A 25585-nucleotide genomic window follows, 5' to 3' on the forward strand; every position below is an offset into this window, starting at 1 on the left:
CGGGGGTTTCACACCCCCGGACCCCCGTGGGGTATTTGCAGAGCAAAGAAGGCGATCATTCGGCGGCGCGGCTCATCGGGTTGTTGGGATGCGTGGTCCAGTTGGCATAGCTCGCGACCGGGCGGCCGGTGCGCGGATCGATGGCGCCCTGCGGCAGCTCCTTCATGGTGATGCAATCGACCGGGCAGACATCGATGCAGAGGTTGCAGGCGACGCATTCCTCGTCCTTGACGACATAGGTGCGGCCGGGCTCGACGGCGATAGCCTGGTGCGAGGTGTCCTCGCAGGCGGCGAAGCAGCGGCCGCATTTGATGCAGGCGCCCTGGTCGATCACCGCCTTGGTGGTGTAGTTCAGGTTCAGATACTGCCAGTCGGTGACCTTGGGGACCGCGCGGCCGACCAGATCCGCGACCGAGGTGAAGCCCTTGTGGTCCATGTAATCCGACAGGCCCGAGATCATCTCCTGCACCACCTTGAAGCCATAGGTCATGGCCGCGGTGCAGACCTGGACCGAACCGGCGCCAAGCGCCATGAACTCGGCCGCGTCGCGCCAGGTGGTGACGCCGCCGATGCCCGAGATCGGCAGGCCCCGGGTGGCCGGGTTGCGGGCGATTTCCGCCACCATGTTCAGCGCGATGGGCTTGACCGCCGGGCCGCAATAGCCGCCATGCGTGCCCATGCCGTCGATCATCGGCTCGGGGCAGAAGGCGTCGAGGTTGACCGAGGTGATCGAGTTGATGGTGTTGATCAGGCTGACCGCATCGGCGCCGCCGCGCTTCGCCGCCTCGGCGGGTTTCCTGACGTCGGTGATGTTCGGGGTCAGCTTGACGATGCAGGGCATGCGGGAGTGGGTCTTGACCCAGCGCGTGACCATCTCGATGTATTCCGGCACCTGGCCCACGGCCGAGCCCATGCCGCGTTCGGCCATGCCATGCGGGCAGCCGAAGTTCAGCTCGACCCCGTCGGCGCCGGTGTCCTCGATCCGGTGCAGGATATCCTTCCAGCTTTCCTCGTCGCAAGGCACCATCAGGCTGATGACCAACGCGCGGTCGGGGTAGTCGCGCTTGACCGACTTGATCTCGCGCAGGTTCACCTCCAGCGGGCGGTCGGTGATCAGTTCGATGTTGTTCAGCCCCATGACGCGGCGGTCGGGGCCGTGGATGACGCCGTAGCGCGGGCCGTTCACGTTGACGATCGGCGGGCCTTCGGCGCCGAGCGTCTTCCAGACCACGCCGCCCCAGCCGGCCTCATAGGCGCGGCGGACGTTGTATTCCTTGTCCGTGGGCGGGGCCGAGGCCAGCCAGAACGGGTTCGGCGACTTGATGCCGATGAAGTCGGTCGCGAGGTTCGCCATGGCTCAGGCCCCCATCAGGAAATTGTGGATGTCCTCGGCGGCGTCGCGGCCCTGGGCCACCGCCGTCACGGTCAGGTCGTCGCCGCCAAGCGCGCAGTCGCCGCCGGCCCAGACCCCGGCGGCCGAGGTGCGGCCCAGGGCATCGGTGCGGATCTTGCCGGATTCCAGCGCGATCTCGGCCGGCATCGGGCCGAGGGTCTGGCCGATGGCCTTGAAGACCTGGTCGGCCGACAGGCGGAAGGTCTGGTCGGTCAGCTCGAGCCCCTGCGCGCCGCGGCGGGTATAGGCGAATTCGACCTCGCGCACCGCGCCATTGCCATGGATCGCCACCGGGGCGGCGTTCTCGATGATGCGCACGCCATTGGCCAGGGCGTGCTCCTGTTCATGGGCCGAGGCCGGCATCTCGGCCCGGGCGCGGCGATAGACGATCGAGACGTTCAGCGCCCCCAAAAGCCGCGCCTGCACCGCGGCATCGACCGCGGTCATGCCGCCGCCGATCACCACCACGTCGCGGCCGATGGGTAGCGCCGCGAGGTCGCGGGCCTGGCGCAGTTCGGCGATGAAGCCGGTCGCGGGCTCGATGCCGCGCTTGTCCTCGCCCACAAGACGCAGGGCGTTGACGCCGGACAGCCCCATGCCCAGGAAGACCGCGTCGTAATCGCCGGCCAGATCCGCAAGCACGCCGTCGCGGCCCAGCTGCCAGTCGTCGATCAGGCGGATGCCGCCGATCTGCATCAGCCAGGCCACCTCGCGCGCGGCGAAGCCGTCCACGGCCTTGTAGGAGGCGATGCCGTATTCGTTCAGCCCGCCGGGCTTGGCCCGCGCCTCGTGCAGCACCACGTCATGGCCGTGCATCGCCAGCCGGTGTGCGCAGGCCAGGCCCGCCGGGCCGGCGCCGACCACGGCGACCGTCCTGCCGGTCGGGGCGGCGCGCAGGAAGGGATGGCTTTGCCGCGCCATGATTGTGTCGGTGGCGTGGCGTTGCAGCGCGCCGATCTCGACCGGCTTGCCCTCGGCCGTCTGGCGCACGCAGGAACCTTCGCACAGGTTCTCGGTCGGGCAGACGCGGGCGCACATGCCGCCCAGGATGTTCTGCGACAGGATGGTCAGCGCCGCCGCCTCGGGCGTGCCGGTCGCGATCTGGCGGATGAACAGCGGGATGTCGATCGAGGTCGGGCAGGCCTCGGTGCAGGGCGCGTCGTGGCAGAAATAGCAGCGGTCCGATTCCACCCGGGCCTGATGCGCATCCAGCGGCGGCGCCACGTCGCTGAAATTGGTGCAATAGCTGTCATGCGACAGCCGGCCGGGCACCACCCCCGGCGTGAACTGGCTGTTGGTCACGATGGACCTCCCTGGCTTGTTATTGTCTGCGAGCGTCTCACAGGCTGATTTTTTATCAAGTGGTAAAATCCAGAACCGCCGCCGCCGGAGCGCGAAAACCGCGCGCCGAGGCAGACGCCTGCGCAGGCTGCGACAGAATGCGGCATATGCACATGAATCGCTGCTGCGATGCAGCGACTCAGTGCTTGGCTTCGGAACGGCGGAAAATCGCAAGGCCCGCCGCCGGACTACGGCAGGACCTGTCGCCGGTCGCGGCAGGGTGCCTGGGAAAAACACTGGATTCTGCTGATTTTTTCGGCTGTAATTCCCCGGAGGAAAGCATTTCTCCCTGAGAGAAAGTTTCTCTTGAAGAAAAACGAATTCCGGTGAATAAATTTTCTCAGAGCCTTCCCTGAACATGATGGAGAAGAAAAACATGTGCGGCATTGTTGGCCTGTTCCTCAAGAACGACGCCTTGCACCCCAAGCTGGGTGACCTGTTGACCGATATGCTGATCACCATGACCGACCGCGGCCCGGACAGCGCCGGGATCGCGATCTATGGCGATGACAGCAACAAGCTGAAGATCACCGTGCAGTCGGACACGCCCGACGAAACCTTCCACGGGCTGGACACGGCGCTGTCGCTGGCGCTGGACGGGCCGGTGACGATGCGCGTCGTCGATACCCACGCCGTGCTGACCCTGCCCGAGGGCACCGAGGCCCAGGCCCGCGCCTTCATGGCCGAGAAGGGCATCCGCGTCATGGGCGCCGGCCATTCGATGGAGATCTACAAGGAAGTCGGCCTGCCCAAGGACGTGGCCGAGCGTTTCCACCTGCGCGACATGGCCGGCAGCCACGGCATCGGCCACACCCGCATGGCGACCGAAAGCGCCGTGACCACGCTGGGGGCGCACCCGTTCTCGACCGGCGACGACCAGTGCCTGGTGCATAACGGCTCGCTCTCGAACCACAACCAGATGCGCCGCATCCTGACCGAGAAGGGCTTCAAGCCGCAGACCCAGAACGACACCGAGGTCGCCGCCTGCTATATCTCGTCGCGGCTGGCCGAAGGCGCCAACCTGGGCGAGGCGCTGGAAGGCACGCTGGACGACCTGGACGGGTTCTTCACCTTCGTCGTCGGCACCAAGAACGGCTTCGGCGTCGTGCGCGACCCGATCGCCTGCAAGCCCGCCGTCATGGCCGAAACCGACGACTACGTCGCCTTTGGCAGCGAATACCGCGCATTGGCCAACCTGCCGGGCATCGAAACCGCCCGCGTCTGGGAGCCCGAGCCTGCCACCGTCTATTTCTGGGAACGCTGACATGCAGACTATCGACCTTGCCAAAACGCCGCTGCGCGAACTGAACCAGGCCCTGCAAGCGCAGGCCGAACAGACCAACCAGACCGAATGGGTGATCGAGAACCCCAAGGGTGGCCATGCCATCGCCGTGGGTCTGGATGCGCCGATCGAGGTCACCGTGAACGGCTCGACCGGCTATTACTGCGCCGGGATGAACCAGCAGGCGACGATCAAGGTCACCGGCTCGGCCGGGCCGGGCGTGGCCGAGAACATGATGTCCGGGACCGTCATCATCGACGGCGACGCCAGCCAATATGCCGGCGCCACCGGCCAGGGCGGGTTGCTGGTCATCAAGGGCAATGCCTCGTCGCGCTGCGGCATCTCGATGAAGGGCATCGACATCGTGGTGCATGGCAACATCGGCCACATGTCGGCCTTCATGGCGCAGTCCGGCAACCTGGTGGTGCTGGGCGATGCCGGCGACGCGCTTGGCGACTCGCTCTATGAGGCGCGGCTGTTCGTGCGCGGCAAGGTCAAGTCGCTGGGCGCCGACTGCATCGAGAAGGAGATGCGGCCCGAGCATGTCGAGATCCTGAAGGACCTGCTGGAACGGGCCGGCGCCGACGCGGACCCGTCCGAGTTCAAGCGCTACGGCTCGGCCCGCAAACTCTACAACTTCCACGTCGATCACGCTGGCGCCTACTGATGAGGGACATCATGGACAAGACCCCGCAAACGCTGCCCCGCGAAAGCTACACCTACTCGGCCAGCATCAACTCGGAAATCCGCCGCGCCGCAGACACCGGGATCTACGACATCCGCGGCGGCGGCGCCAAGCGCAAGGTGCCGAGCTTCGACGACCTGCTGTTCCTGGGCGCCTCGATCAGCCGCTATCCGCTGGAAGGCTATCGCGAGCGCTGCGACACCTCGGTGACGCTGGGCACGCGCTTTGCCAAGAAGCCGATCGAGCTGAAGATCCCGGTGACCATCGCCGGCATGAGCTTCGGCGCACTGTCGGGCCCGGCGAAAGAGGCCCTGGGCCGCGGCGCCACCCTGGCCGGCACCTCGACCACCACCGGCGACGGCGGCATGACCAACGAGGAACGCGGCCATTCCGAAAAGCTGGTCTATCAGTACCTGCCCTCGCGCTATGGCATGAACCCGAACGACCTGCGCCGCGCCGATGCCATCGAGATCGTGGTCGGCCAGGGCGCGAAGCCGGGCGGCGGCGGCATGCTGCTGGGCCAGAAGATCACCGAGCGCGTCGCCCGGATGCGCAACCTGCCCATCGGCATCGACCAGCGCTCTGCCTGCCGGCATCCCGACTGGACCGGCCCGGACGACCTGGAGATCAAGATCCTGGAGATCCGCGAGATCACCAATTGGGAAAAGCCGATCTACATCAAGATCGGCGGCGCCCGGCCCTATTACGACACCGCGCTGGCGGTAAAGGCGGGCGCGGACGTGGTGGTCCTGGACGGCATGCAGGGCGGCACCGCCGCGACGCAGGACGTGTTCATCGAGCATGTCGGCCAGCCGACGCTGGCCTGCATCCGCCCGGCCGTGAAGGCGCTGCAGGATCTGGGCATGCATCGCAAGGTGCAGCTGGTGGTCTCGGGCGGCATCCGCTCGGGCGCCGACGTGGCCAAGGCGCTGGCGCTTGGCGCCGATGCGGTTGCCATCGGCACCGCGGCGCTGATCGCGCTTGGCGAGAACGACCCGAAATGGGCCGCCGAATACGACACGCTGGGCACCACGGCCGACGCCTATGACGACTGGCACGAGGGCAAGGACCCGGCCGGCATCACCACCCAGGATCCCGAGCTGATGAAGCGCTTCGACCCGATCGAGGGCGCGCGCAAGCTGCGCAACTTCCTGGCGGTGATGACGCTGGAATGCCAGACCATCGCCCGCGCCTGCGGCAAGAGCCATGTCCACAATCTCGAGCCCGAGGATCTGTGCTCGCTGACGCTGGAGGCGGCCGCGATGGCGGGCGTTCCGCTGGCCGGCACGAACTGGATCCCTGGTCAGGGCGGCTTCTGATCAAGACCAGAAGGGCGGGCCACGCGAGCCCGCCCCGGCTTTATCCGTATTCAACAGGGACCAAATCAATGACCGATCTTGCCGAATTCGCCCGGGAAAAAGGCGTCAAGTATTTCATGGTGTCCTACACCGACCTGGGTGGGGCGCAGCGCGCCAAGCTGGTGCCGGCCTATACGATCAACAACGTCGTCAAGGGCGGCGCCGGCTTTGCGGGCTTCGCGGGCGGGTTCGTCCTGACCCCCGCGCATCCCGACATGCTGGGCGTGCCGGACCCGACGACCGTCATCCAGCTGCCCTGGAAGCCCGAGGTGGCCTGGGTCGCGGCCAACCCCGCGATGTACGACAGCCCGCTGCCGCAGGCGCCGCGCAACGTGCTGCGCAACGTGATCGCCGATGCCGAAAAGGAAGGCCTGCGCATCAAGACCGGGGTCGAGCCCGAGTTCTTCTTTCTGTCGCCCTGCGGCGGACAGATCGCCGATACCCGCGACGTGGGCTCCAAGCCCTGCTACGACCAGCAGGCGATCATGCGCCGCTATGACGTGATCTCGGAAGTCAGCGACTACATGATCGACCTGGGCTGGGAGCCCTATCAGAGCGACCACGAGGACGCCAACGGCCAGTTCGAGATGAACTGGAAATACGACGACGCGCTGGCGACCGCCGACAAGCTGGCCTTCTTCAAGTTCATGCTGAAATCGGTCGCCGAGAAGCACGGGCTGCGCGTGACCTTCATGCCCAAGCCGTTCCTGGAGCTGACCGGCTCGGGCATGCATGCCCATATCTCGGGCTGGAGCCTGGACGGTGAGACCAACGCCTTCTACGACGGCAACGACGAGCTGGGCCTGTCCGAGGTCGGCCACCACTTCCTGGGCGGCATCATGAAGCACGCCTCGTCGCTGGCGGCGATCACCAACCCGACGATCAACAGCTACAAGCGCATCAACGCGCCGCGCACCTCGTCGGGCGCGACCTGGGCGCCGAACTCGGTCACCTGGTCGGGCGACAACCGCACCCACCTGGTCCGCGTGCCCGGCAAGGGCCGGATCGAACTGCGCCTGCCGGACGGGGCCTCGAACCCCTACCTGCTGCAAGCCGTCATCATGGCCGCCGGGATCGACGGCGTTCGCAACAAATGCGACCCCGGCAAGCGCCTGGACATCGACATGTATGCCGACGGCCACACCGTCAACGACGCGCCCAAGCTGCCGCTGAACCTGCTGGATGCCATTCGCACCTTCGACGCGAACACCGAACTGAAGGCGGCGCTTGGCGAAGAATTCGCGCAGGCTTTCGTCGAGATGAAGACCAAGGAATGGAATTCCTACTGCGGCCATCTGACCCAATGGGAGCGCGACAACACGCTTGACATCTGAACCAATTCTGCCCCGGCCCTGCGCCGGGGCCAAAATTGGATCAATTGGTTCCTTTTGGACTGGCAGCCCCCGGAGCAACACGTTACAAATGGCGTATTGAAACCGGAGTCTGCCATTTTGTCGTCCCTTCCGCAGCCGCCGCATGTCGCCGCCCCGGGCAAGCCCGCATCCGGCCCCGCCGTGCAGATGGTGGTCGACGCCCTGAGCAATCGGCTGGCCTCGGGCGACTACCCGCGCGGCAGCCGCCTGCCGGCCGAGCGTCAGCTGGCCGCCAGCCTGCAGGTGGCGCGCAATACCCTGCGCGAGGCATTGGACATCCTGGAACAGAAGGGCCTGATCCAGCGCCGCGCCGGCGCCGGCTCCTATGTCGTCGAGCCCGAGCATTGGGACAATGCCGTGCCGGTCGCCGCCGCCACCGGGCCGCTGCATCTGCATGTCACCCGCGGCATCCTGGAGCCCGAAATCGTGCGGCTGGCGATCCTGAACATGCCTGCCGCCGGGATCGAGACGCTGGCCCAGCTGGTCGAGGAGATGCGCGCGACCAACGACCCGGCGCAGTTCACCCGCGCCGAGGAGGATTTCCAGCAGAAGCTGGCCGAGGGCACCGGCAACCCGCTGCTGGTCAGCTGCTACAACCTGGTGGTCAAGGCGCGCCGCCAGCGCCACCGCGCCGCCATGCTGCGCCGACTGATGACGGCCGAGCGCCTGGCCTTCCAGCGCTGCGTCCATGCCGCGCTGCTCAATGCCATCGCCTCGCGCGATATCGCCGCCGCGACGGAACTGGTCCAGGAAATGCTGGTCGAGGAACAGCGCCTGCTCATGCAGGAGGACTGATCCCCGCCCCCGGCAGCCACTTGCCACCCATGCCGGCACGCTGCTGCCAGAGCAGGCCCAGGGCCTCCATCTCGTGCAGAAGCAGCGCCTCGTGCCGGTCGAGCCAGCCCAGGACCGAGCGAAAGCTGGCGATGCGGGCCACGCCATCGGTCACGCGCACCACCGGCCAGTTGCCGATCAGGGCGTTGTCGATGCCGAACAGCGCCTCGCCATACCAGCGCGCCGGGCCGAAAACCTGCATCATCTGGCCGCCGCGCTTCATCGAATCGAGCACGCTCAGCGGCTCGGTGGTCCCGGCGATCTCGACCGCCTGATGCCACAGGTCCAGGGCCGCCGCATATTCCCAGCTGACCGCCGACCAATGCCCTGGGAAGCGCTGCTGATAGGCGGCGTGAAAGGCCGCCGGCTGGCGAAAGAAGAACGCCGTTCCCGCCAGCGCCGGATCGTCGAAGTCCGGGAAATGAAAGGTGAAATCCTGCATGAATTCGACCGAGGTCCGCGCCACCAGCCGGTGGTAGTTGTCGCCGGTGGCCGACAGGATCGGGCCGCGGAAGCCGGCGTGAAAGGCGGCCTCGGTCAGGGCATGGACCATATGCGGCTCGGACGAGCACCAGCACAGCACCTCGGGGTCCTGCGCCAGCATGGCCGCGACCATCGCCTCGGCGTCGCATTCCTGCGGCGGATAGCGCAGCTCGGAAACCACGGTCATGTTTTCCGCAGCGAAAGCAGCACGATAGCTGGCAAGCGAGGGCAGGCCCAGCATGTCCTCCTGGCTGCATAGCGCGACCCGTCTCAACTCGGGCCGGGCCTCGGCCAGCCATTCGACGCCGGTGACGACAAAGATCGGGTGCACCTCGGCCGGGGCGATCAGGCTGGGGGTATCGGGCGACAGGTCGAAGGGCAGCAGCGTCGTGGTCAGCACCCGTCGCGTCATCAGCCAAGGCAGCGCCGGGGCCAGCGAATCACCCCCCAGCGTCAGCATGACCCGCACCCCCAGCCGCTCGACCAGTTCCATGGCCGCCATGCGGGTTTCGTCGGGACCGATGGCGGCATCGCGGGCCAGGATCTCGACCCGGCGGCGCTGCGCGCCCAGGATCAGCCCGCCCTGTTCGTTCACCCAATCCGCCCAGATCTGGCAGCCCTCCAGCCCAGGCTTGCCCCAAGGCGCGGACGGCCCGCTGAGCGGTGCCAGCAGGCCGATTCGCACCGGGCCGGCGCTGCGGCGCAGATTTCGCGGCAGGCTGCCGGCCAGTGCCAGCCGCTGTGCCAGTGAGCTTTGCATGTTCGTTCCCGATTTGCGCGAATCCTCGCCACGTTACACGGAATTTCGCGCTGAAACTCTTCCTCGCAATAAAAATTCTTGACCAAAGGGGAACCAGAGCCTCTAATTGGTCCAATCCAAATATATCGGAACCATAAATTGGTCCGAACCACAGGGAGCAACACATGACGAAGCGAGTTGCCGTTATCGGCGCTGGCCCTTCCGGGCTTGCCCAGCTACGTGCCTTTCAATCCGCCGCCCGCAAGGGCGCCGAGATCCCCGAGATCGTCTGCTTCGAGAAGCAGTCGAACTGGGGCGGGCTGTGGAACTATACCTGGCGCACCGGCACCGACGAACATGGCGAGCCGGTGCATGGTTCGATGTACCGCTATCTCTGGACCAATGGTCCGAAAGAGGGGCTGGAGTTCGCCGACTATTCCTTCGAGGAGCATTTCGGCAAGCAGATCGCGTCCTATCCGCCGCGCGCGGTGATGTTCGACTATATTGAGGGCCGGGTGAAGAAGGCCGGCGTGCGCGACTGGATCCGCTTCAACACCGTGGTGCGCTGGATCGAATATGACGAAGAGGCGCAGGACTTCACCGTCACCGTGCACGACATGACCCGCGACCACGTCTATCGCGAGCGCTTCGACCACGTCATCGTCGCCTCGGGGCATTTCTCGTCGCCGAACGTGCCGGAATACCCGGGCTTCGACCAGTTCTACGGCCGCATCACCCATGCTCACGACTTCCGCGACGCCCGCGAATTCAGCGGCCAGGACGTGCTGATCGTCGGCTCCAGCTATTCGGCCGAGGACATCGGCTCGCAATGCTGGAAATACGGCGCGAAATCGGTGACTTCCTGCTATCGCTCGGCGCCGATGGGCTTCAAATGGCCCGACAACTGGGAAGAAAAGCCGGCCATGGAGCGGGTCGAGGGCAAGACCGTGTTCTTTAGCGACGGCAGCAGCCGCGAGGTCGATGCGATCATCCTGTGCACCGGCTATAAGCACTATTTCCCGTTCCTGCCGGACGACCTGCGGCTGAAGACGGCGAACCGGCTGGCGACGGCGGATCTCTACAAGGGCGTGGTCTATGTCCACAACCCGCGCATGTTCTATGTCGGCATGCAGGACCAGTGGTTCACCTTCAACATGTTCGACGCCCAGGCCTGGTATGTGCGCGACATCATCCTGGGCCGCATCGCGGTGCCCGCCGACAAGCAGGCGATGCTGGCCGACGTGGCCGAGCGCGAGGAGCGCGAGGAAGCCAGCCCCGACGTGAAATATGCGATCAAATACCAAGGCGATTACGTCAAGGAGCTGATCGCCGAGACCGATTATCCCAGCTTCGACGTCGATGGCGCCTGCGCGGCCTTCTACGAATGGAAGCACCACAAGGCCGAGGACATCATGGCCTTCCGCAACCATTGCTATCGCTCGGTCATCACCGGGACCATGGCGCCGGTGCACCATACGCCCTGGAAGGACGCGCTGGACGACAGCATGGCCGCCTATCTGCGCAACTGATCCCCCCGACTGGGGGTGGTGGCAGCATCCGCCACCCCCGTCTTTTTTCCGGCAATGGAGGCTCGGATGAGCGCCATCACCTATCCCGGCCTGCTTCGCCCCGGCCCGCCCCGGCCCAGCGGGCTGCGCGTGGCCTCACCCGTCAGCCGCGCCCCCGCGCAGGAACGCCACACCGTGACCGGCGGCGGCGCGCTGCTGCTGCCGCTGGCGCAGGGCGACCGCGTCACCGTCATCAACGCCGAGGGCGGCCAGCGCGCCGAGCTGGTCGCGGTGGACATGCAGGGCCGTCCCGGCCTCTTGGGCCCGGCCTCGGACGAGCCGCACGGGCTGCGCCGGGCGCTGAGCTCGGGCGAGGACAGCCTGACCCGGCTTGCCCGCGGCATCGCGGCACGCGGCATCGACCTGTCGAAGAACCACGCCATTACGCTGTTCGGGGCGGAAAGCCCCGCCGGCGACCGCGCCGAATTCACCGCCGAAGGCGCCGGCTGGCTGATCGCCTGCGCGCCCGGCGACCCGATGGACCCGGAGAGCGGCGACACCGCCAGCCCGCTGACCCTGCTGATCGACCGTGCAAGCCCGCGCGCCAAGCAGGGGTTCGACCTGCCCGATCCGCTGGCCGACCCGATCCTGGACATCCGGGTGAAATCCGCCACGGCCGAGGCCTATCTGGTCCGGGCCGGCGAATATATCCAGATCCAGGACGTGGACGGCCGGCAATGCACGGATTTCCAGTGTTTCGACGCCCGCAAGCTGGATCGCGGCATCCAGAACCCGCTGGACGTCACCACGACCCGCACCATCCTGGGCCACAGCTATGCCATGCCCGGCCTGCATGCGAAATATTTCGACCAGGACAATACCCCGCTGGTCGAGGTGGTGCAGGACACCTGCGGCCGGCACGACGCCTTTGCCATGGCCTGCTCGTCGAAATATTATGACGACATCGGCTATCCCGGCCACGCCAATTGCTCGGACAATTTCAACGGCGCGCTGGCGGAATACGGCGTCGATCCGCGCAAGGGCTGGATGGCGGCGAATTTCTTCTTCAACACCTGGATCGACGCGCATGGCGTGCTGATGACCGACGAGCCCTGGTCCCGGCCGGGCGACTACGTGCTGCTGCGGGCGCTGACCGATGTGGTCTGCGTCTCCTCGGCCTGCCCCGACGACACCAGCCCCGCCAATGGCTGGCACCTGTCGGACATCCATGTCCGCAGCTATGCCGCCAGCGAACGCTTCCAGCGCGCCGTCGCCTGGCGGCCCATGCCAGAGTCAGAGCCGATCATGACCCGACAGACCGCCTTTCACGACAATTTCGCCGCGTTGACCCGCGACTTCATCGAATACAAGGGCTTCTGGCTGCCGAACACCTTCCCGAACTCCTCGCCCGAAGAGGAATACCGCAGCTGCCGCAACGGCGTCGCCATGATGGACCTGTCGGCCCTGCGCAAGTTCGAGGTGACCGGCCCGGACAGCGAGGCCCTGATGCAATGGGTGCTGACCCGCGACGTCAAGAAGCTGGGCGTGGGCCAGGTGGTCTATTCCGCGATGTGCTATCCGCATGGCGGCATGGTCGATGACGGCACGCTGTTCCGCATGGGGCCGGACCGCTTCCGCTGGATCGGCGGCACAGATTACGGCGGCGAATGGATGCGCGAGCAGGCTCAGGCGCTGGGGCTGAACGTGATGATCCGCGCCTCGACCGACCAGCTGCACAACCTGGCCGTCCAGGGCCCGAAAAGCCGCGCGGTGATGAACGCGGCGTTCTGGACCGCGCCGCACCAGACCGCGATCCCGGAACTGGGCTGGTTCCGCTGGACCGTCGGCCGGGTGAACGGCCCGAACGGCGCCCCGGTGGTGGTCTCGCGCACCGGCTATACCGGCGAGCTGGGCTATGAGATCTTCTGCCATCCCAAGGACGGGGCCGAGGTCTTTGCCGCCGTGGCCGAGGCCGGCGCGCCCCATGGCATCAAGCCCATGGGCCTGGCCGCGCTGGACCTGTTGCGCATCGAGGCCGGGCTGATCTTCGCGGATTACGAATTCACCGACCAGACCGACCCGTTCGAGGCCGGCATCGGCTTCACCGTGCCCTTGAAGACCAAGCCCGACGACTTCATCGGCCGCGAGGCGCTGATCCGGCGCAAGGAGAACCCGCGCTGGAAGCTGGTCGGGATCGAGATCGACAGCCGCATCCCGGCGCATCACGGCGACTGCCTGCATATCGGCCGGGCGCAGATCGGCGAGATCACCTCGGCGATGTGGTCGCCGCTTCTGGACAAGCAGATCGCCCTGGCCCGCGTGGACGTGACCCATGCGGACGAGGGCACCGAGATCGAGGTCGGCAAGCTCGACGGGCAGCAGAAGCGCCTGCCCGCGCGCATCACCGCCTTCCCGCATTACGACCCAAAGAAAGAACGACCGCGGTCCTGAAACCGCGGCGCTGACGACAGAGAGGTTCGACATGATTGCAGCCCGGCGTCCCAAGACGCTGGCCGGTTCCGCGCAGCCCCAGGGCTGCCCGGTGCCGGACAGAACCCCCGCCGCATCGCGGAGGGGCGCGCCTGTCGCTGCCTGTGACGGACAAAGCAAGGGAATGCCGCCGGGGCATGAGGGGTGCCCCGGCGCCGCAACATACCGAGCCAGCCTGAAAGCGACCGCGACAGGGTCCGGGGCGGCTTGTCCAACAGGGAAACGCGCATATGGTTGAACAATCAACGGCCGGCCCGATGGTCGGCGCGACGGGGGACGACGGCTTGGCCGCGTCGGGCAGACTGCACCGCACCTTGGACTGGCGCGGGGCCTTCTGGGTCGCGGCGGGCGTGCCGCCGCTGGTCCTGTTTTCCATCGGCGGCATCGCCGGCGTCGCAGGCAAGGCCGCCTTCGTGGTCTGGATGCTGTCCATGTGCATGGGCTTTCTGCAAAGCTTTACCTATGCCGAGATGGCGGGGATGTTCGGCAACAAGTCGGGCGGAACCTCGGTCTATGGCGCGACGGCCTGGCTGCGCTATTCGAAGCTGATCGCGCCCTTGTCGGTCTGGTGCAACTGGTTCGCATGGAGCCCGGTGCTGTCGCTGGGCTGCGCCATCGCGGCCGGCTACATCCTGAACTCGCTGTTCCCGATTCCGCTGGCGACCAGCCAGCCGGTGATGGATTGGGTCGCGGCCAACATCGGCAGCTATACGGCGCAGAGCCAGGCGGTCATCGACTATATCGCCGCCAATCCCGGCGCGGCCACCGATGCCGCCATCCAGGCCGTGGCCCGGGCGGACGCCGTCGCCGCCCTGACCCCCACCTTCCGCACCTGGGAGGCGCTGGCGCTGCCGATCCCCGGCCTGGGCACGCTGCATTTCAACGCGACCTTCGTCATCGGCGTGGTCCTGATGCTGATCATTTTCGCGATCCAGCACCGGGGCATCTCGTCGACCGCGAAAGCGCAGCGGGTCATGGCCATCATCGTGCTCGTGCCGCTGTTCCTGGTCGGGTTGGTGCCGATCCTGAACGGCTCGATCAACACGATGAACGTCACCGGCATCGTGCCGCCGACCGCCGCCTATGCCGCGACGGACGGGGCCTGGGACATCGGCGGCTGGACGCTGTTCCTGGGCGCGATGTATATCGCCGCCTGGTCGACCTATGGCTTCGAGACCGCGGTCTGCTACACGGCCGAGTTCAAGAACCCGGCGACCGATACCTTCAAGGCGATCTTCTATTCCGGCCTGCTGTGCATGGTCTTCTTCTTCCTGATCCCCTTCGCCTTCCAGGGCGTGCTGGGTCACGAAGGCATGCTGGCCCCTGAAATCGTCGACGGGACCGGGGTCGGGGCCGCCTTGGCCGGGCTGGTCAGCGGCGGCGCGGTCATCACCCAGATCCTCGTGATGCTGATGATCCTGGCGCTGTTCCTGGCGATCATGACCGCGATGGCGGGATCGTCGCGCACGCTCTATCAGGGGTCGCGCGATGGCTGGCTGCCGCGCTTTCTGGGCCATGTGAACGAACATGGCGCGCCGACCAACGCGATGTGGACCGACCTGTTCTTCAACGTGTTCCTGCTGGCGCTGGCCTCGGACCCGGGCGGCTATTTCTACGTGCTCGCCATCTCGAATGTCGGCTATATCATGTTCAACTTCATGAACCTGAATGCCGGTTGGATCCACCGCATCGACAGCCCGCATCTGGTGCGGCCCTGGAAGGCGCCGACGGTGCTGATCGGGATCAACACCTGCCTGGCCTTCGTGAACGCCATGTTCCTGGGCGCGGGCGCCAAGGTCTGGGGCTATTCCGGCGCGCTGTGGTCGGGGCTGATCATGGCCAGCTTCATCCTGCCGGTGTTCTGGTTCCGCCACTACTACCAGGACAAGGGCCATTTCCCGCGCGAGGCGATGGAGGACCTGGGTCTTTCCGACCACGGCGATCTCGGCCCGCGCCGCGCCGGTATCCTGCCCTATCTGGCGCTGATCGCCGGGGCCGCGGTGGTGCTGTTCAGCAACTGGTTTTTCCAGCTGCCGGCCTGACCCGAAATCGGCGGGATCGGCAGCCCGGTCCCGCCCCAAACGCAAGACTATGGGAGAATGACGAGATGACGAATTCCTGGCGCTTTTCGACGCTGGCCGACCGCCACCGCGCCCTTGGCTCCGAGCTGGAGGACTGGAGCGGCATGGGCACCGCCTGGTCCTATACCTCGGGCGACCCGGATGCCGAATACATGGCGATCCGCACCAAGGCCGGGCTGATGGACGTGTCGGGCCTGAAAAAGGTCCATATCACCGGCGCCGCCGCCAGCCATGTCATCGAGCGCGCGACCACGCGCAACCTTGAAAAGCTGATGCCCGGCCGCTCGGTCTATGCCTGCATGCTGAACGACGCCGGCAAGTTCATCGACGACTGCGTGATCTATCGCACCGGCCCGAACGCCTTCATGGTGGTCCATGGCGCCGGCCAGGGCTTCGAGCAGCTGACCATGGCCGCCTATGGCCGCGACGTGTCGGTGATCTTCGACGACAACCTGCACGACCTGTCGCTGCAAGGCCCGCTGGCGGTCGACTACCTGGCCAAGCACGTTCCGGGCATCCGCGACCTGCCCTATTTCGCGCATATGCAGACTTCGCTGTTCGGCAAGCCGGTGATGATCTCGCGCACCGGCTACACCGGCGAACGCGGCTACGAGATCTTCGTGCGCGGCCAGGACGCCGGGCTGGTCTGGGACCGCATCCTGGAAGAGGGCAAGGAGATGGGCATCATCCCGTGCCGCTTCACCACGCTCGACATGCTGCGGACCGAAAGCTACCTGCTGTTCTTCCCCTACGACAACTCGGAAATGTATCCCTTCGAGAACGAGCAGGGCGGGGATACGCTGTGGGAACTGGGCCTGGACTTCACCGTCTCGCCCGGCAAGACCGGCTTCCGCGGCGCGGATGAGCATTACCGCCTGAAGGGCAAGGAGCGCTTCAAGATCTGGGGCCTGAAGCTGGAAGGCGACAAGGTTCCGGGCAACGGCGCGCCGGTGATGCAGGACGGCAAGCAGGTCGGCGTGGTGACGCAGGCCATGCATTCGCCGCTGAACAACTGGACCGTCGCCATCGCCCGCCTGCCGGTCGAACTGGCGAACGACGGCACCAAGCTGGTCGTGAACTGCGCCACCCATGGCGAGATCGCGGCGACCACCGGCCAGATGCCGTTCTTCGACCCGGAAAAGAAACGCCGCACCGCCAAGGGCTAAGCCACCGGCCGGGGGCGGGACTGCCGCCCCCGCCCCCTCAGCCAAATCTGCCAGGGACCACCGCAATGAGCTCGCCGCCGACCCAAACCTTCACCAGCCGCCCGGTTTACGCGACCCTGGAACCGCGGCCCTGTCGCAGCGCCCTGATGGTCGCCGACGACGCCGGCGCGGCGGCGCTGGTCGCGCTGGCCGAAAAGGCGCCCGACCTGATGGCCAAGGCCACGCTGCTGCATCTTCAGGACGGCTTTTCCATGGCCCCCGCGCTGCGGGCGCTGAACCCGGCAAACCTTGTCACGCTTGGCGCGACCGCCGAGTTGCCGGCGGCGCTGGAGCGCGCGCTGGACGGCGCGGCGATGGGCTTGCAGGCCTTTCTCGCCGGCTCCGAAGGGCTGATCGCGCAGGCACAGGCGCAGCTTCTGGATGCCGGCCTGCCCTTGGGCGCGATCCAGTCCGAACATCGCGGCACCGCCGCGCGGCGCATGCAATGCGTGCATTGCAAGACCGTCGCCGAGGGCGTGACGACCGACCCCTATACCTGCCCCGGCTGCGGCCGGGCGCTGTTCGTGCGCGACCATTTCTCGCGCCGGCTGGGCGCCTTCCAGGGCGTCTGCATCGACGCCGAAACCCCCGGCGAGGTGCCTGAACCCGTGGAGATCCGCTGATGCAACCCCTGATCCTGACCGCGCGCGAAACGCTGTCGCCCCGCATCACCCGCTTTCGCTTCGAACGCCCCGACAAGGGCCCGCTGCCGCTGTTTTCCGGCGGCGCCCATGTCATGGTCGAGATGCAGGACGGCGACATCCTGCGCCGCAACGCCTATTCGCTGATCTCGGACCCCGAGGACGGCTCGGGCTATGAAATCGCCGTGCAGCGCGAGGACCAGGGCCGCGGTGGCTCGCTGTTCATGCACCGCGAGGCGCAGCCCGGGATGCTGATGCATATCGGCAATCCGGTGAACCTGTTCGCGCTGAACCTGACGGCCAGGAAGCACCTGCTGATCGCCGGCGGCGTCGGCATCACGCCCTTCCTCGCGCAGGTGCGCGAGCTGCGGCGGCTGGGCCTGCCCTATGAGCTGCATTACGCCGTGCGGGCGCGGGACGAGCTGGCCGCCCTGCCCCTGCTGCCCGAGGGCGTGCATGTCCATGTCAGCGCCGAAGGCTCGCGCATGGACCTGGGCGCGCTGCTGTCGGCGCAGCCGCTCGGCACGCATCTGTATGTCTGCGCCTCGGACCGGATGATCTCGACGGTGCTGGATTCTGCGCTGGCGCTCGGCTGGCCCCGCGACGCGCTGCATTCCGAGGAATTCCTGGCCCCCGCCCCCGGCGAGCCCTTCGAGGTGCATTGCGCGCGCAGCCACAAAACCCTGACCGTCGGCGCCCATGAAAGCCTGCTGGAGGCGCTGGAAAACGCCGGCATCGACGCGCCCTGGCTGTGCCGGGGCGGCGCCTGCGGACAATGCGAAACCGATGTGCTGGCCTGCGACGGCACCATCGAACACCACGACCACTGGCTGGAACCCGAGGAACGCGCCCGCAAGATCATGCCTTGCGTGTCGCGCTTCCGCGGCCGGCTGCTGACCATCGACCGATAGGAGGCTCCGATGACCATCACCTTCAACAAGGAAAGCTTTCGCGGCGAATACAGCTATTACAATTCGCCCGCCGCGTTGCGCCGCTTTCCCTTCCCCTTCGACCGCGACGAATACATGTATTCGGTGAACATGGAGCCGCATCGCGCCGCCGGTCCCGACCACAGCGTGTTCCAGCGCCGCTTCGACGTGGACGAGCATTACGTGGCCGAGATGGCGGACCGCGCCATCACGCTGCAGCGCGACCCGGGCCGCTGCCAGTCGCTGCCGCATATGCGGCTGGCGGGCTGGGATCTGCTGGAGCTGATCATGACCGCCAAGTCCGAGGACTATCCGGACCTGTTCGAGCTGCACCGCGACGGCGACCGCTGGCGCTGGGTGAACAAGCCCTTGGGCATCGACGACAGCTTCACCTTCATGGACGATCTCAGCCTGCCCTATGGGCCGATGGAATACATCACCCGCCAGACTCAGGGCGATTTCGCGCTGCTGGACCAGCGCGAGAACAACCTGTGGATGGATGCCGGCATGGTGACGTCGCAGGCCGACTGGAGCCTGGATTTCGACATCGGCATGAACTTCTTCGAATGGCACGCGCCGGTGCCGCGCGCGGCGGAAATGGGCATCTTCCAGCGGGCGCTGAAGTTCCTGCTGAACGTGCAGCAGGACACGCCGGCCCGGCGGCTGAACTGGACGATGACGGTGAACCCGCGGCTGGACACCAGCCCCGAGACCTATCCCGAATGGGGCCCGGAAAAGCGCACGCTGACCCCGGAAAACGTCGGCCAGAAGCAATATCTGCGCGTCGAGCTGCAGACCTTCTTCCGGCTGCCGCGCTCGAACGCCATCGTGTTCCCGATCCGCTGCTATCTCTGCGCGCTCGAGGACATCGTGAAGGTGCCGAAATGGGGCCGCCGGCTGCATCGGGTGATCCGCGACGTGCCGGACGACCTGGCGACCTACAAGGGCTTCCTGGTCAACAAGCCGCTGATCGTCGAATACCTGTCGAAGTTCGACGACGGCGCGCCCACCTCGCCCGGCATCTACCCCGACTAGGGCCGCTTGCGCATCGCCTGCCGGCGCCGTGCCGGCGGCATGCCGAACCGTGCCGCGTAAAGCCGCGAGAAATGCGCGGCGCTGGTGAACCCCGTGACCAGCGCCACGTCCAGCATGCTCAGCGCCGTCTGCTGCACCAGCTCGTCGGCCTTGCGCAGCCGCATCTCACGATAGAACTCCATCATCGAGGAACCGAGTTGATCGCTGAACAACCTCTGCAACTGGCGCGGGCTGCAGCCGACCTGGGCGGCGATCTGCTCGGGCGTCAGCGGGTCGGACAGGTGGCTGAACATCAGGTCCACCGCCTGCGCCAGCATGGGGTGGCGCAGGTCGAAGCGTTCGGCGACCGGGGATTGCTGCGGCTCGTCGGCATTGCGGGCGCGGGGGTGGATGAACCACTCGGCCACCTGCCGGGCGAAACCCGCGCCGTGGTCGCGGGCGATCAGCGCACACATCATGTCCAGCGCGGCAACCCCGCCGGCGCAGGTGAAGCGGTCGCGGTCGATGACGTAAAGCGCGCGCTCGATCAGCAGGTCGGGCTGGTGCTCGGCCAGGGCGTCGATATGCGCCCAGTGCAGGGTGAAGCGCCGCCCCTCCATCAGCCCCAGCCGGGCCAGGATCGCCGCGCCGCCGGAAATCCCGCCCAGCCGGACCTTGCGGTTCTGCAACGCCCGCAACCCCCGCGCCAGCGCCGCATCCTCATAGCGCAGCGGGTTGCCGCCGGCGACGACCAGCGCCAGGTCCAGCGCCGCCGGATCGGGCAGGGTCTCGGTCGCGAAACCGCCGCCCGAGGTGGACGCGGCAAAGCCGCCGGCGACGGAATGATAGCTGGGGCGATAGAGGGCGCGCCCCGCCAGCTGGTTCGCCGCGCGCAGCGGCTCGACCGCGGCGGTCAGCGACATCAGGGAATATTCCGGCGTCAGGATGAAGCCGATTCGCAGCATTTCCTCGGCCATGCCGCCCTCGCGTCACAAAAACTTCGTCCCCGTCTCCTAATGGCAATTTTTTGTCCGTTCAAGACAAATGACGCCGAAAATCCCGCGTATCTTTCCTGTGAGGAAAGGCGAATCGGAGTGCTGACACCGTGAGATATTCGGGTTTTCGCGTCATCAAGGAGGCCCTGACGGGCCATAAGGGCTGGAAGCCGATCTGGCGCAATCCCGATCCCCAGCCCGCGTATGACTATATCATCGTGGGCGGCGGCGGGCATGGGCTGGCGACGGCCTATTACCTGGCCAATACCTTCAAGAAGGCCCGCATCGCGGTGCTGGAAAAAAGCTGGCTGGGCTCGGGCAATATCGGGCGCAACACCACCATCATCCGCTCGAACTACATGCTGCCGGGCAACGAGCCGTTCTATGAATTCTCGATGAAGCTCTGGGAGAACCTCGAGCAGGAATTCAACTTCAACGCCATGGTCAGCCAGCGCGGCATCCTGAACCTGTGCCACACCGATGCGCAGCGCGACGCCTTCCGCCGCCGCGGCAATGCGATGATCTTCGCCGGCGCCGATGCGGAACTGCTGGACCGCGAAGGCGTGCGGGCCATGTATCCCTGGCTGAACTTCGACAATGCCCGCTTCCCGATCAAGGGCGGGCTGTTGCAGCGCCGGGCCGGGACCGCGCGGCACGACGGCGTCGCCTGGGGCTATGCCCGCGGCGCCGACCGGGCCGGCGTGGACCTGATCCAGAACTGCGAAGTCACCGGCTTCCGCATCGAGGGCGGCAAGCTGCGCGGCGTCGAGACCTCGCGCGGCTATATCACCGCGAACAAGGTCGGCGTCGCGGTGGCGGGCTCGTCGGGCCGGGTCATGGCCCAGGCGGGCATGCGCCTACCGATCGAAAGCCACGTGCTGCAAGCCTTCGTCTCCGAGGGGCTGAAGCCGACCATCGACGGCGTCATCACCTTCGGCGCCGGGCATTTCTACGTCAGCCAGTCCGACAAGGGCGGCTTGGTCTTCGGCGGCGACATCGACGGCTACAATTCCTATGCCCAACGCGGCAACATGGCGGTGATCGAGGACGTGGCCCAGGGCGGCATGGCGCTGATGCCGGCCATCGGCCGGGCGCGGCTGCTGCGGGTCTGGGGCGGCATCATGGACATGTCGATGGACGGCTCGCCCATCATCGACAAGACGCCCGTCGAGGGGCTCTACCTGAATGCCGGCTGGTGCTATGGCGGCTTCAAGGCCACCCCGGCCTCGGGCTATGCCTTCGCGCATCTGCTGGCCACCGACACGCCGCACGACACCGCCAAGGCCTATCGGCTGGACCGGTTCGAGCGCGGCTATCCCATCGACGAAAAAGGCATGGGCGCGACGCCCAACCTTCACTGAGGGCCTAAGGAGCGGAACCTGACATGCTGATCCCCCATCCCCTGCTTGGCCTGCGCGACTCGGAAGAGTTCTCGTATCTCGGCGATGCCACCCTGCTGGAGCGCCCCGACGGCATGGCCGCCGACGCGCCGCAGCGCTTCTATGAATACCAGCACCTGCGCGACAACCCGGCCGGCGTCCACCGCGAGCTGTGGTTCCACGAACAGGGCGACCGCAGCTGGCTGGTGGTCACCCGCAACACCGTCACGCATGAGATCCTGGGCGCGGAACTCGCCCGCGACGTGAAGCTTGCGATGCTGAAAGGCGGTGCGGCATGACCCGTCTGTCCGGCGGTCTGATCGACCGCAACCGCAGCCTGAACTTCACCTTCGACGGCAAGTCCTATACCGGCCATGCCGGCGACACGCTGGCCTCGGCCCTGCTCGCCAACGACGTGCGGCTGATGGGCCGCGGCTTCAAGTATCACCGCCCGCGCGGCGTCTTCACCTCGGGCTCGGAAGAGCCGAACGCGCTGGTCGAACTGCGCAGCGGCAACCGGCAGGAGCCGAACACCCGCGCCACCGTGGCCGAGCTGTTCGAGGGGCTGGACGCCCGCAGCCAGAACCATGTCGGCTCTCTGGGCTTCGACCTGCTGGCGGTGAACGACCTGATGTCGCCCTTCTTCGCGGCGGGCTTCTATTACAAGACCTTCATGTGGCCCAAGGCGTTCTGGGAAAAGCTCTACGAGCCGATGATCCGTCGCGCGGCGGGCCTGGGCAGCCTGTCGATGCAGGCCGACCCGGACAGCTATGACGCGGGCTTCCTGCATTGCGACCTCTTGGTCATCGGCGGCGGCGCGGCGGGGCTTGCGGCGGCGCTGACCGCGGCGCGGACCGGCGCACGGGTGATCCTGGCCGATGAGGACTTCCGCCTGGGCGGCCGCTTGCTTGCCGAAAGCGCGCCGCTGGACCGGCCGGCGACCGAATGGATCGCCGAGGTCGAGGCCGAATTCGCCAGCCTGCCGAACCTGCGCGTCATGCGCCGCACCACGGTCTGGGGCGCCTTCGACCATGGCATCTATGGCGCGGTCGAGCGGGTCTCGGACCACTTGCCGACGCCCGGCAAGCGCGTGCGCCAATCGCTGTGGCGCATCACCGCCAAGCGCGCGATCCTGGCCGCCGGCGCGACCGAGCGTCACATTCCCTTCGCCAACAACGACCGGCCCGGGGTGATGATGGCAGGCGCGATGCGGGCCTATGCCAACCGCTGGGCGGTCAGCCCGGCCAAGCGGGTGGCGATCTTCACCAACAACGACGACGGCCACCGCACCGCCGCCGACCTGGCCGCCAAAGGGGTCGAGATCGCCGCCGTGGTCGACAGCCGCCCCGACGCGCCCGCGCGCGGCAGCTACCGCACCATTGCCGGCGGCATGGTCACCGACAGCAAGGGCCGGCTGGGCCTGGCCAAGATCGAGGTGACGCAGAACGGCCGCGCGGAATGGATCGACTGCGGCGCGCTCGGCGTCTCGGGCGGCTGGAACCCGAACCTGCACATCGCCTCGCACCATCGCGGGCGGCCGGTCTGGAACGAAGCCGCGCAGACCTTCCTGGCCGAGGACGGCAATGTCGCGGGCCTCAGCATCGCCGGCGCCGCCGCCGGCAAGGGCTCGACGGCGCAGGCGCTGGCCTCGGGCGCGCAAGCGGCGGTCGCCGCGCTGGCCGACATCGGCATCAGCGCGCATCTGCCCGACCTGCCCCGCGCCGAGGACGAGGCGCTGAACCTCAAGCCGCTGTGGCACGTCCCCGGCAAGGGCCGCGCCTGGGTCGATTTCCAGAACGACGTGACCGTCAAGGACGTGAAGCTGGCCTATGTGGAAAACCTGCGCCCGGTCGAGCACCTGAAGCGCTGGACCACGCTGGGCATGGCGACCGACCAGGGCAAGACCTCGAACGTCACCGCGATCGCGGTGATGGCCGAGCTGACGGGCCAGTCGATCAACCAGACCGGCACGACGATCTTCCGCCCGCCCTATACGCCGGTGTCCATGTCGGTGCTGGGCGGCGGCGACACCGGCGCGCATTTCCGCCCCCGCCGGCTGACGCCGACGCATGAATGGGCGAAATCGCAGGGCGCGGTCTTCGTCGAGGTCGGGCAATGGATGCGGGCGCAGTATTTCCCCCGCAAGGGCGAAACCACCTGGCGCCAGACCGTGGACCGCGAGGTCCTGGCCACCCGCGCGGGCGTCGGCATCTGCGACGTGACTACGCTGGGCAAGGTGGACGTGCAGGGCGCCGATGCCGGCGAGTTCCTGGACCGGGTCTATGCCAATGCGATGAAATCACTGAAAGTCGGCATGGTCCGCTATGGCCTGATGCTGCGCGAGGACGGCTTTGCCTGGGACGACGGCACCTGCGCCCGGCTGGCCGAGGACCAGTATGTCGTGACCACGACCACGGCCAACGCCGGCACGATCTACAAGCATATGGAGTTCTGCCGGCAGTGCCTGTGGCCGGAACTCGACGTGCAGCTGATCTCGACCACCGATGCCTGGGCGCAGATGTCGGTCGCCGGCCCCCATGCCCGCAAGCTCTTGGAGCGGGTGGTGGACGGGTTCGACATCTCGAACGAGGGCTTCCCCTTCATGGCCTGCGCCAACCTGACGGTCTGCGGCGGTCTTCGGGCGCGGCTGTTCCGCATCAGCTTCTCGGGCGAATTGGCCTATGAGATCGCGGTGCCGGCCCGCTATGGCAATGCGCTGATGGCGCGCATGCTGCAGGTCGGCGCCGACCTGGGCGCCACGCCCTATGGCACCGAGACGCTGGGCGTGCTGCGCATCGAAAAGGGCCATGCCGCCGGCAACGAGCTGAACGGCCAGACCACGGCGCAGATGCTCGGCATGGGCAAGATGGTCTCGACCAAGAAGGACTCGATCGGCGCGGTGCTGTCGCGGCGCGAGGGCATGGTCGCCGACCGGCGCGTGCTGGTCGGGTTCCAGCCCGTCAACGCCGCCGATCCGGTCATGGCCGGGGCGCATCTCTTTGCCGAAGGCGCGGCGCAGGATACCGCGAACGACCAGGGCTGGATCACCTCGGCCTGCTATTCGCCGCATGTCGGCAGCGCCATCGGGCTGGGCTATCTGGTGAATGGCGACAGCCGCAAGGGCGAGGTGGTGGTCGCCGCCAACCCGCTGCAAGGCCAGTCCGTGCGCATGCGCGTGGTCTCGGCCCATTTCGTTGACCCCGAAGGAGGCCGCGTCCGTGACTGACCTGACGCCGATCTGCGCCCTGGGCGCCGCCGTGCCGCAAAGCCGCACCATCGGCGCGGTGACCCTGACCGAAAACGCCGAGCTGGGCCTGGCCTCGCTGGCCCTGCGCCGGGGCGGCGCGGCGCCCGACCTGGGCCTGACGCTGCCCGGCCCCGGCGGCTGGGCCGAGGGCCACGGCATCGCCGCCTTCTGGACCGGGCCCGACCAGTGGATGGTCGAGTTCCCGGGCCAGGCCAGCCAGGATGTCGCGGCCCGGCTAGCCGGCCCCGGCGTCTCGGTGACCGAGCAGACCGACGGTTTCGCCGCTTTCGAGATCACCGCGCCCGAGCCGATGCTGGTCGCGCTGATGGAAAAGCTGGTGAACGTCGATCCGGCCCGCTTCGGCCCCGGCTCGGCCACCCGCTGCGGCTTTCACCACATGAGCATCTTCGTCATCCGCCGCGCCGCGGACCGGCTGGCGGTGCTGGGCATGCGCTCGGCCGCCGGCACCATCTGGCACGCGCTCGTCGACGCCGCCGAACAGCAGGAGACCCGGGCATGAGCAACATCATCGACGGCAAGGCGTTTGCCTTGGGCTTGCGGGGTCGGGTTGCCTCGGGGGTTGCGGGTCTTGCGGCGCGGGGGATCGT

Annotated in this window: 20 protein-coding genes; 16 read left to right on the forward strand and 4 right to left on the reverse strand. The window is 67.1% G+C overall.

Annotated elements, in window-relative coordinates:
* Window positions 1-55 precede the first annotated feature (55 nt).
* The gene (preA, locus tag E3D03_RS10100) at window positions 56-1354 is read right to left on the reverse strand and encodes an NAD-dependent dihydropyrimidine dehydrogenase subunit PreA (protein ID WP_263566853.1); all 1299 of its coding nucleotides are present in this window, start codon (window positions 1352-1354) and stop codon (window positions 56-58) included.
* Between the two features lie 3 nt (window positions 1355-1357).
* Window positions 1358-2695: an NAD(P)-dependent oxidoreductase gene (locus E3D03_RS10105; protein WP_263566854.1), complete on the reverse strand. Its 1338-nt coding sequence runs from the start codon at window positions 2693-2695 to the stop codon at window positions 1358-1360.
* A 415-nt stretch (window positions 2696-3110) separates the two neighbouring features.
* Here E3D03_RS10105 and E3D03_RS10110 point away from each other — a divergent pair, with 415 nt between their 5' ends.
* The 5 genes from E3D03_RS10110 (at window position 3111) to E3D03_RS10130 (ending at window position 8227) form a co-directional block, all read left to right on the forward strand.
* Window positions 3111-3998, forward strand: coding sequence for a class II glutamine amidotransferase (locus E3D03_RS10110; protein ID WP_263566855.1), 888 nt, complete (start codon window positions 3111-3113; stop codon window positions 3996-3998).
* 1 nt (window position 3999) lies between these two features.
* On the forward strand, window positions 4000-4683 hold the full coding sequence (locus E3D03_RS10115) for a GXGXG domain-containing protein (RefSeq protein WP_263566856.1): 684 nt from the start codon (window positions 4000-4002) through the stop codon (window positions 4681-4683).
* 11 nt (window positions 4684-4694) lie between these two features.
* Window positions 4695-6020 (forward strand): FMN-binding glutamate synthase family protein, encoded by a 1326-nt coding sequence (locus E3D03_RS10120; RefSeq protein ID WP_263566857.1) that lies wholly within the window; start codon window positions 4695-4697, stop codon window positions 6018-6020.
* 68 nt (window positions 6021-6088) lie between these two features.
* Window positions 6089-7393: a type III glutamate--ammonia ligase gene (gene glnT / locus E3D03_RS10125; RefSeq protein WP_062563815.1), complete on the forward strand. Its 1305-nt coding sequence runs from the start codon at window positions 6089-6091 to the stop codon at window positions 7391-7393.
* 117 nt (window positions 7394-7510) lie between these two features.
* Window positions 7511-8227: a FadR/GntR family transcriptional regulator gene (locus tag E3D03_RS10130; protein ID WP_263566858.1), complete on the forward strand. Its 717-nt coding sequence runs from the start codon at window positions 7511-7513 to the stop codon at window positions 8225-8227.
* Here E3D03_RS10130 and E3D03_RS10135 read toward each other — a convergent pair.
* The gene (locus E3D03_RS10135) at window positions 8211-9509 is read right to left on the reverse strand and encodes an ABC transporter substrate-binding protein (protein ID WP_263566859.1); all 1299 of its coding nucleotides are present in this window, start codon (window positions 9507-9509) and stop codon (window positions 8211-8213) included. The two genes, E3D03_RS10130 and E3D03_RS10135, sit on opposite strands and share 17 nt — an antisense overlap.
* 164 nt (window positions 9510-9673) lie before the next feature.
* Between E3D03_RS10135 and E3D03_RS10140 the strand changes: the two genes are divergently transcribed.
* The 7 genes from E3D03_RS10140 to E3D03_RS10170 all read left to right on the forward strand — a co-directional run bounded on the left by E3D03_RS10140 (window position 9674) and on the right by E3D03_RS10170 (window position 19377).
* Window positions 9674-11017 (forward strand): NAD(P)-binding domain-containing protein, encoded by a 1344-nt coding sequence (locus E3D03_RS10140; protein ID WP_263566860.1) that lies wholly within the window; start codon window positions 9674-9676, stop codon window positions 11015-11017.
* A gap of 66 nt (window positions 11018-11083) precedes the next feature.
* Entirely contained in the window at window positions 11084-13447 is a 2364-nt protein-coding gene (locus E3D03_RS10145; protein ID WP_263566861.1) for a DUF1989 domain-containing protein, read from the forward strand.
* 269 nt (window positions 13448-13716) lie between these two features.
* Complete coding sequence (locus E3D03_RS10150) at window positions 13717-15528, forward strand: APC family permease (RefSeq protein WP_216635424.1); 1812 nt, start codon at window positions 13717-13719, stop codon at window positions 15526-15528.
* Window positions 15529-15593: 65 nt separating this feature from the next.
* The gene (locus E3D03_RS10155) at window positions 15594-16733 is read left to right on the forward strand and encodes an aminomethyltransferase family protein (protein ID WP_263566862.1); all 1140 of its coding nucleotides are present in this window, start codon (window positions 15594-15596) and stop codon (window positions 16731-16733) included.
* A 65-nt stretch (window positions 16734-16798) separates the two neighbouring features.
* Window positions 16799-17395 (forward strand): dimethylamine monooxygenase subunit DmmA family protein, encoded by a 597-nt coding sequence (locus E3D03_RS10160; protein WP_263566863.1) that lies wholly within the window; start codon window positions 16799-16801, stop codon window positions 17393-17395.
* Window positions 17395-18324 carry a PDR/VanB family oxidoreductase gene (locus E3D03_RS10165; protein WP_263566864.1) on the forward strand — a complete coding sequence of 310 codons (930 nt, stop codon included), beginning with the start codon at window positions 17395-17397 and terminating at the stop codon, window positions 18322-18324. The genes E3D03_RS10160 and E3D03_RS10165 overlap by 1 nt, the downstream gene beginning before the upstream one ends.
* Before the next feature lie 9 nt (window positions 18325-18333).
* Window positions 18334-19377, forward strand: coding sequence for a heme-dependent oxidative N-demethylase family protein (locus E3D03_RS10170; RefSeq protein ID WP_263566865.1), 1044 nt, complete (start codon window positions 18334-18336; stop codon window positions 19375-19377).
* Here the strand turns inward: E3D03_RS10170 and E3D03_RS10175 are convergent.
* Window positions 19374-20333, reverse strand: a complete 960-nt coding sequence (locus tag E3D03_RS10175; protein WP_018001663.1) for a GlxA family transcriptional regulator — start codon at window positions 20331-20333, stop codon at window positions 19374-19376. The genes E3D03_RS10170 and E3D03_RS10175 overlap by 4 nt on opposite strands.
* Window positions 20334-20461: 128 nt before the next feature.
* Here E3D03_RS10175 and E3D03_RS10180 point away from each other — a divergent pair, with 128 nt between their 5' ends.
* Genes E3D03_RS10180 through E3D03_RS10195 form a run of 4 tightly spaced genes read left to right on the forward strand, consistent with a single transcriptional unit; the run spans window position 20462 to window position 25497 of the window.
* Window positions 20462-21712: a sarcosine oxidase subunit beta family protein gene (locus tag E3D03_RS10180; RefSeq protein ID WP_263566866.1), complete on the forward strand. Its 1251-nt coding sequence runs from the start codon at window positions 20462-20464 to the stop codon at window positions 21710-21712.
* A 23-nt stretch (window positions 21713-21735) separates the two neighbouring features.
* Entirely contained in the window at window positions 21736-22029 is a 294-nt protein-coding gene (locus tag E3D03_RS10185; protein ID WP_018001665.1) for a sarcosine oxidase subunit delta, read from the forward strand.
* Window positions 22026-24956 carry a sarcosine oxidase subunit alpha family protein gene (locus E3D03_RS10190; protein ID WP_263566867.1) on the forward strand — a complete coding sequence of 977 codons (2931 nt, stop codon included), beginning with the start codon at window positions 22026-22028 and terminating at the stop codon, window positions 24954-24956. Before E3D03_RS10185 ends, E3D03_RS10190 begins: the two co-directional genes overlap by 4 nt.
* Window positions 24949-25497 (forward strand): sarcosine oxidase subunit gamma, encoded by a 549-nt coding sequence (locus E3D03_RS10195; protein ID WP_263566868.1) that lies wholly within the window; start codon window positions 24949-24951, stop codon window positions 25495-25497. Before E3D03_RS10190 ends, E3D03_RS10195 begins: the two co-directional genes overlap by 8 nt.
* Window positions 25498-25585 lie beyond the last annotated feature (88 nt).

This window comes from Paracoccus sp. DMF, assembly GCF_004407025.1.
GTDB classification, from domain to species: Bacteria; Pseudomonadota; Alphaproteobacteria; order Rhodobacterales; family Rhodobacteraceae; genus Paracoccus; species Paracoccus aminovorans_B.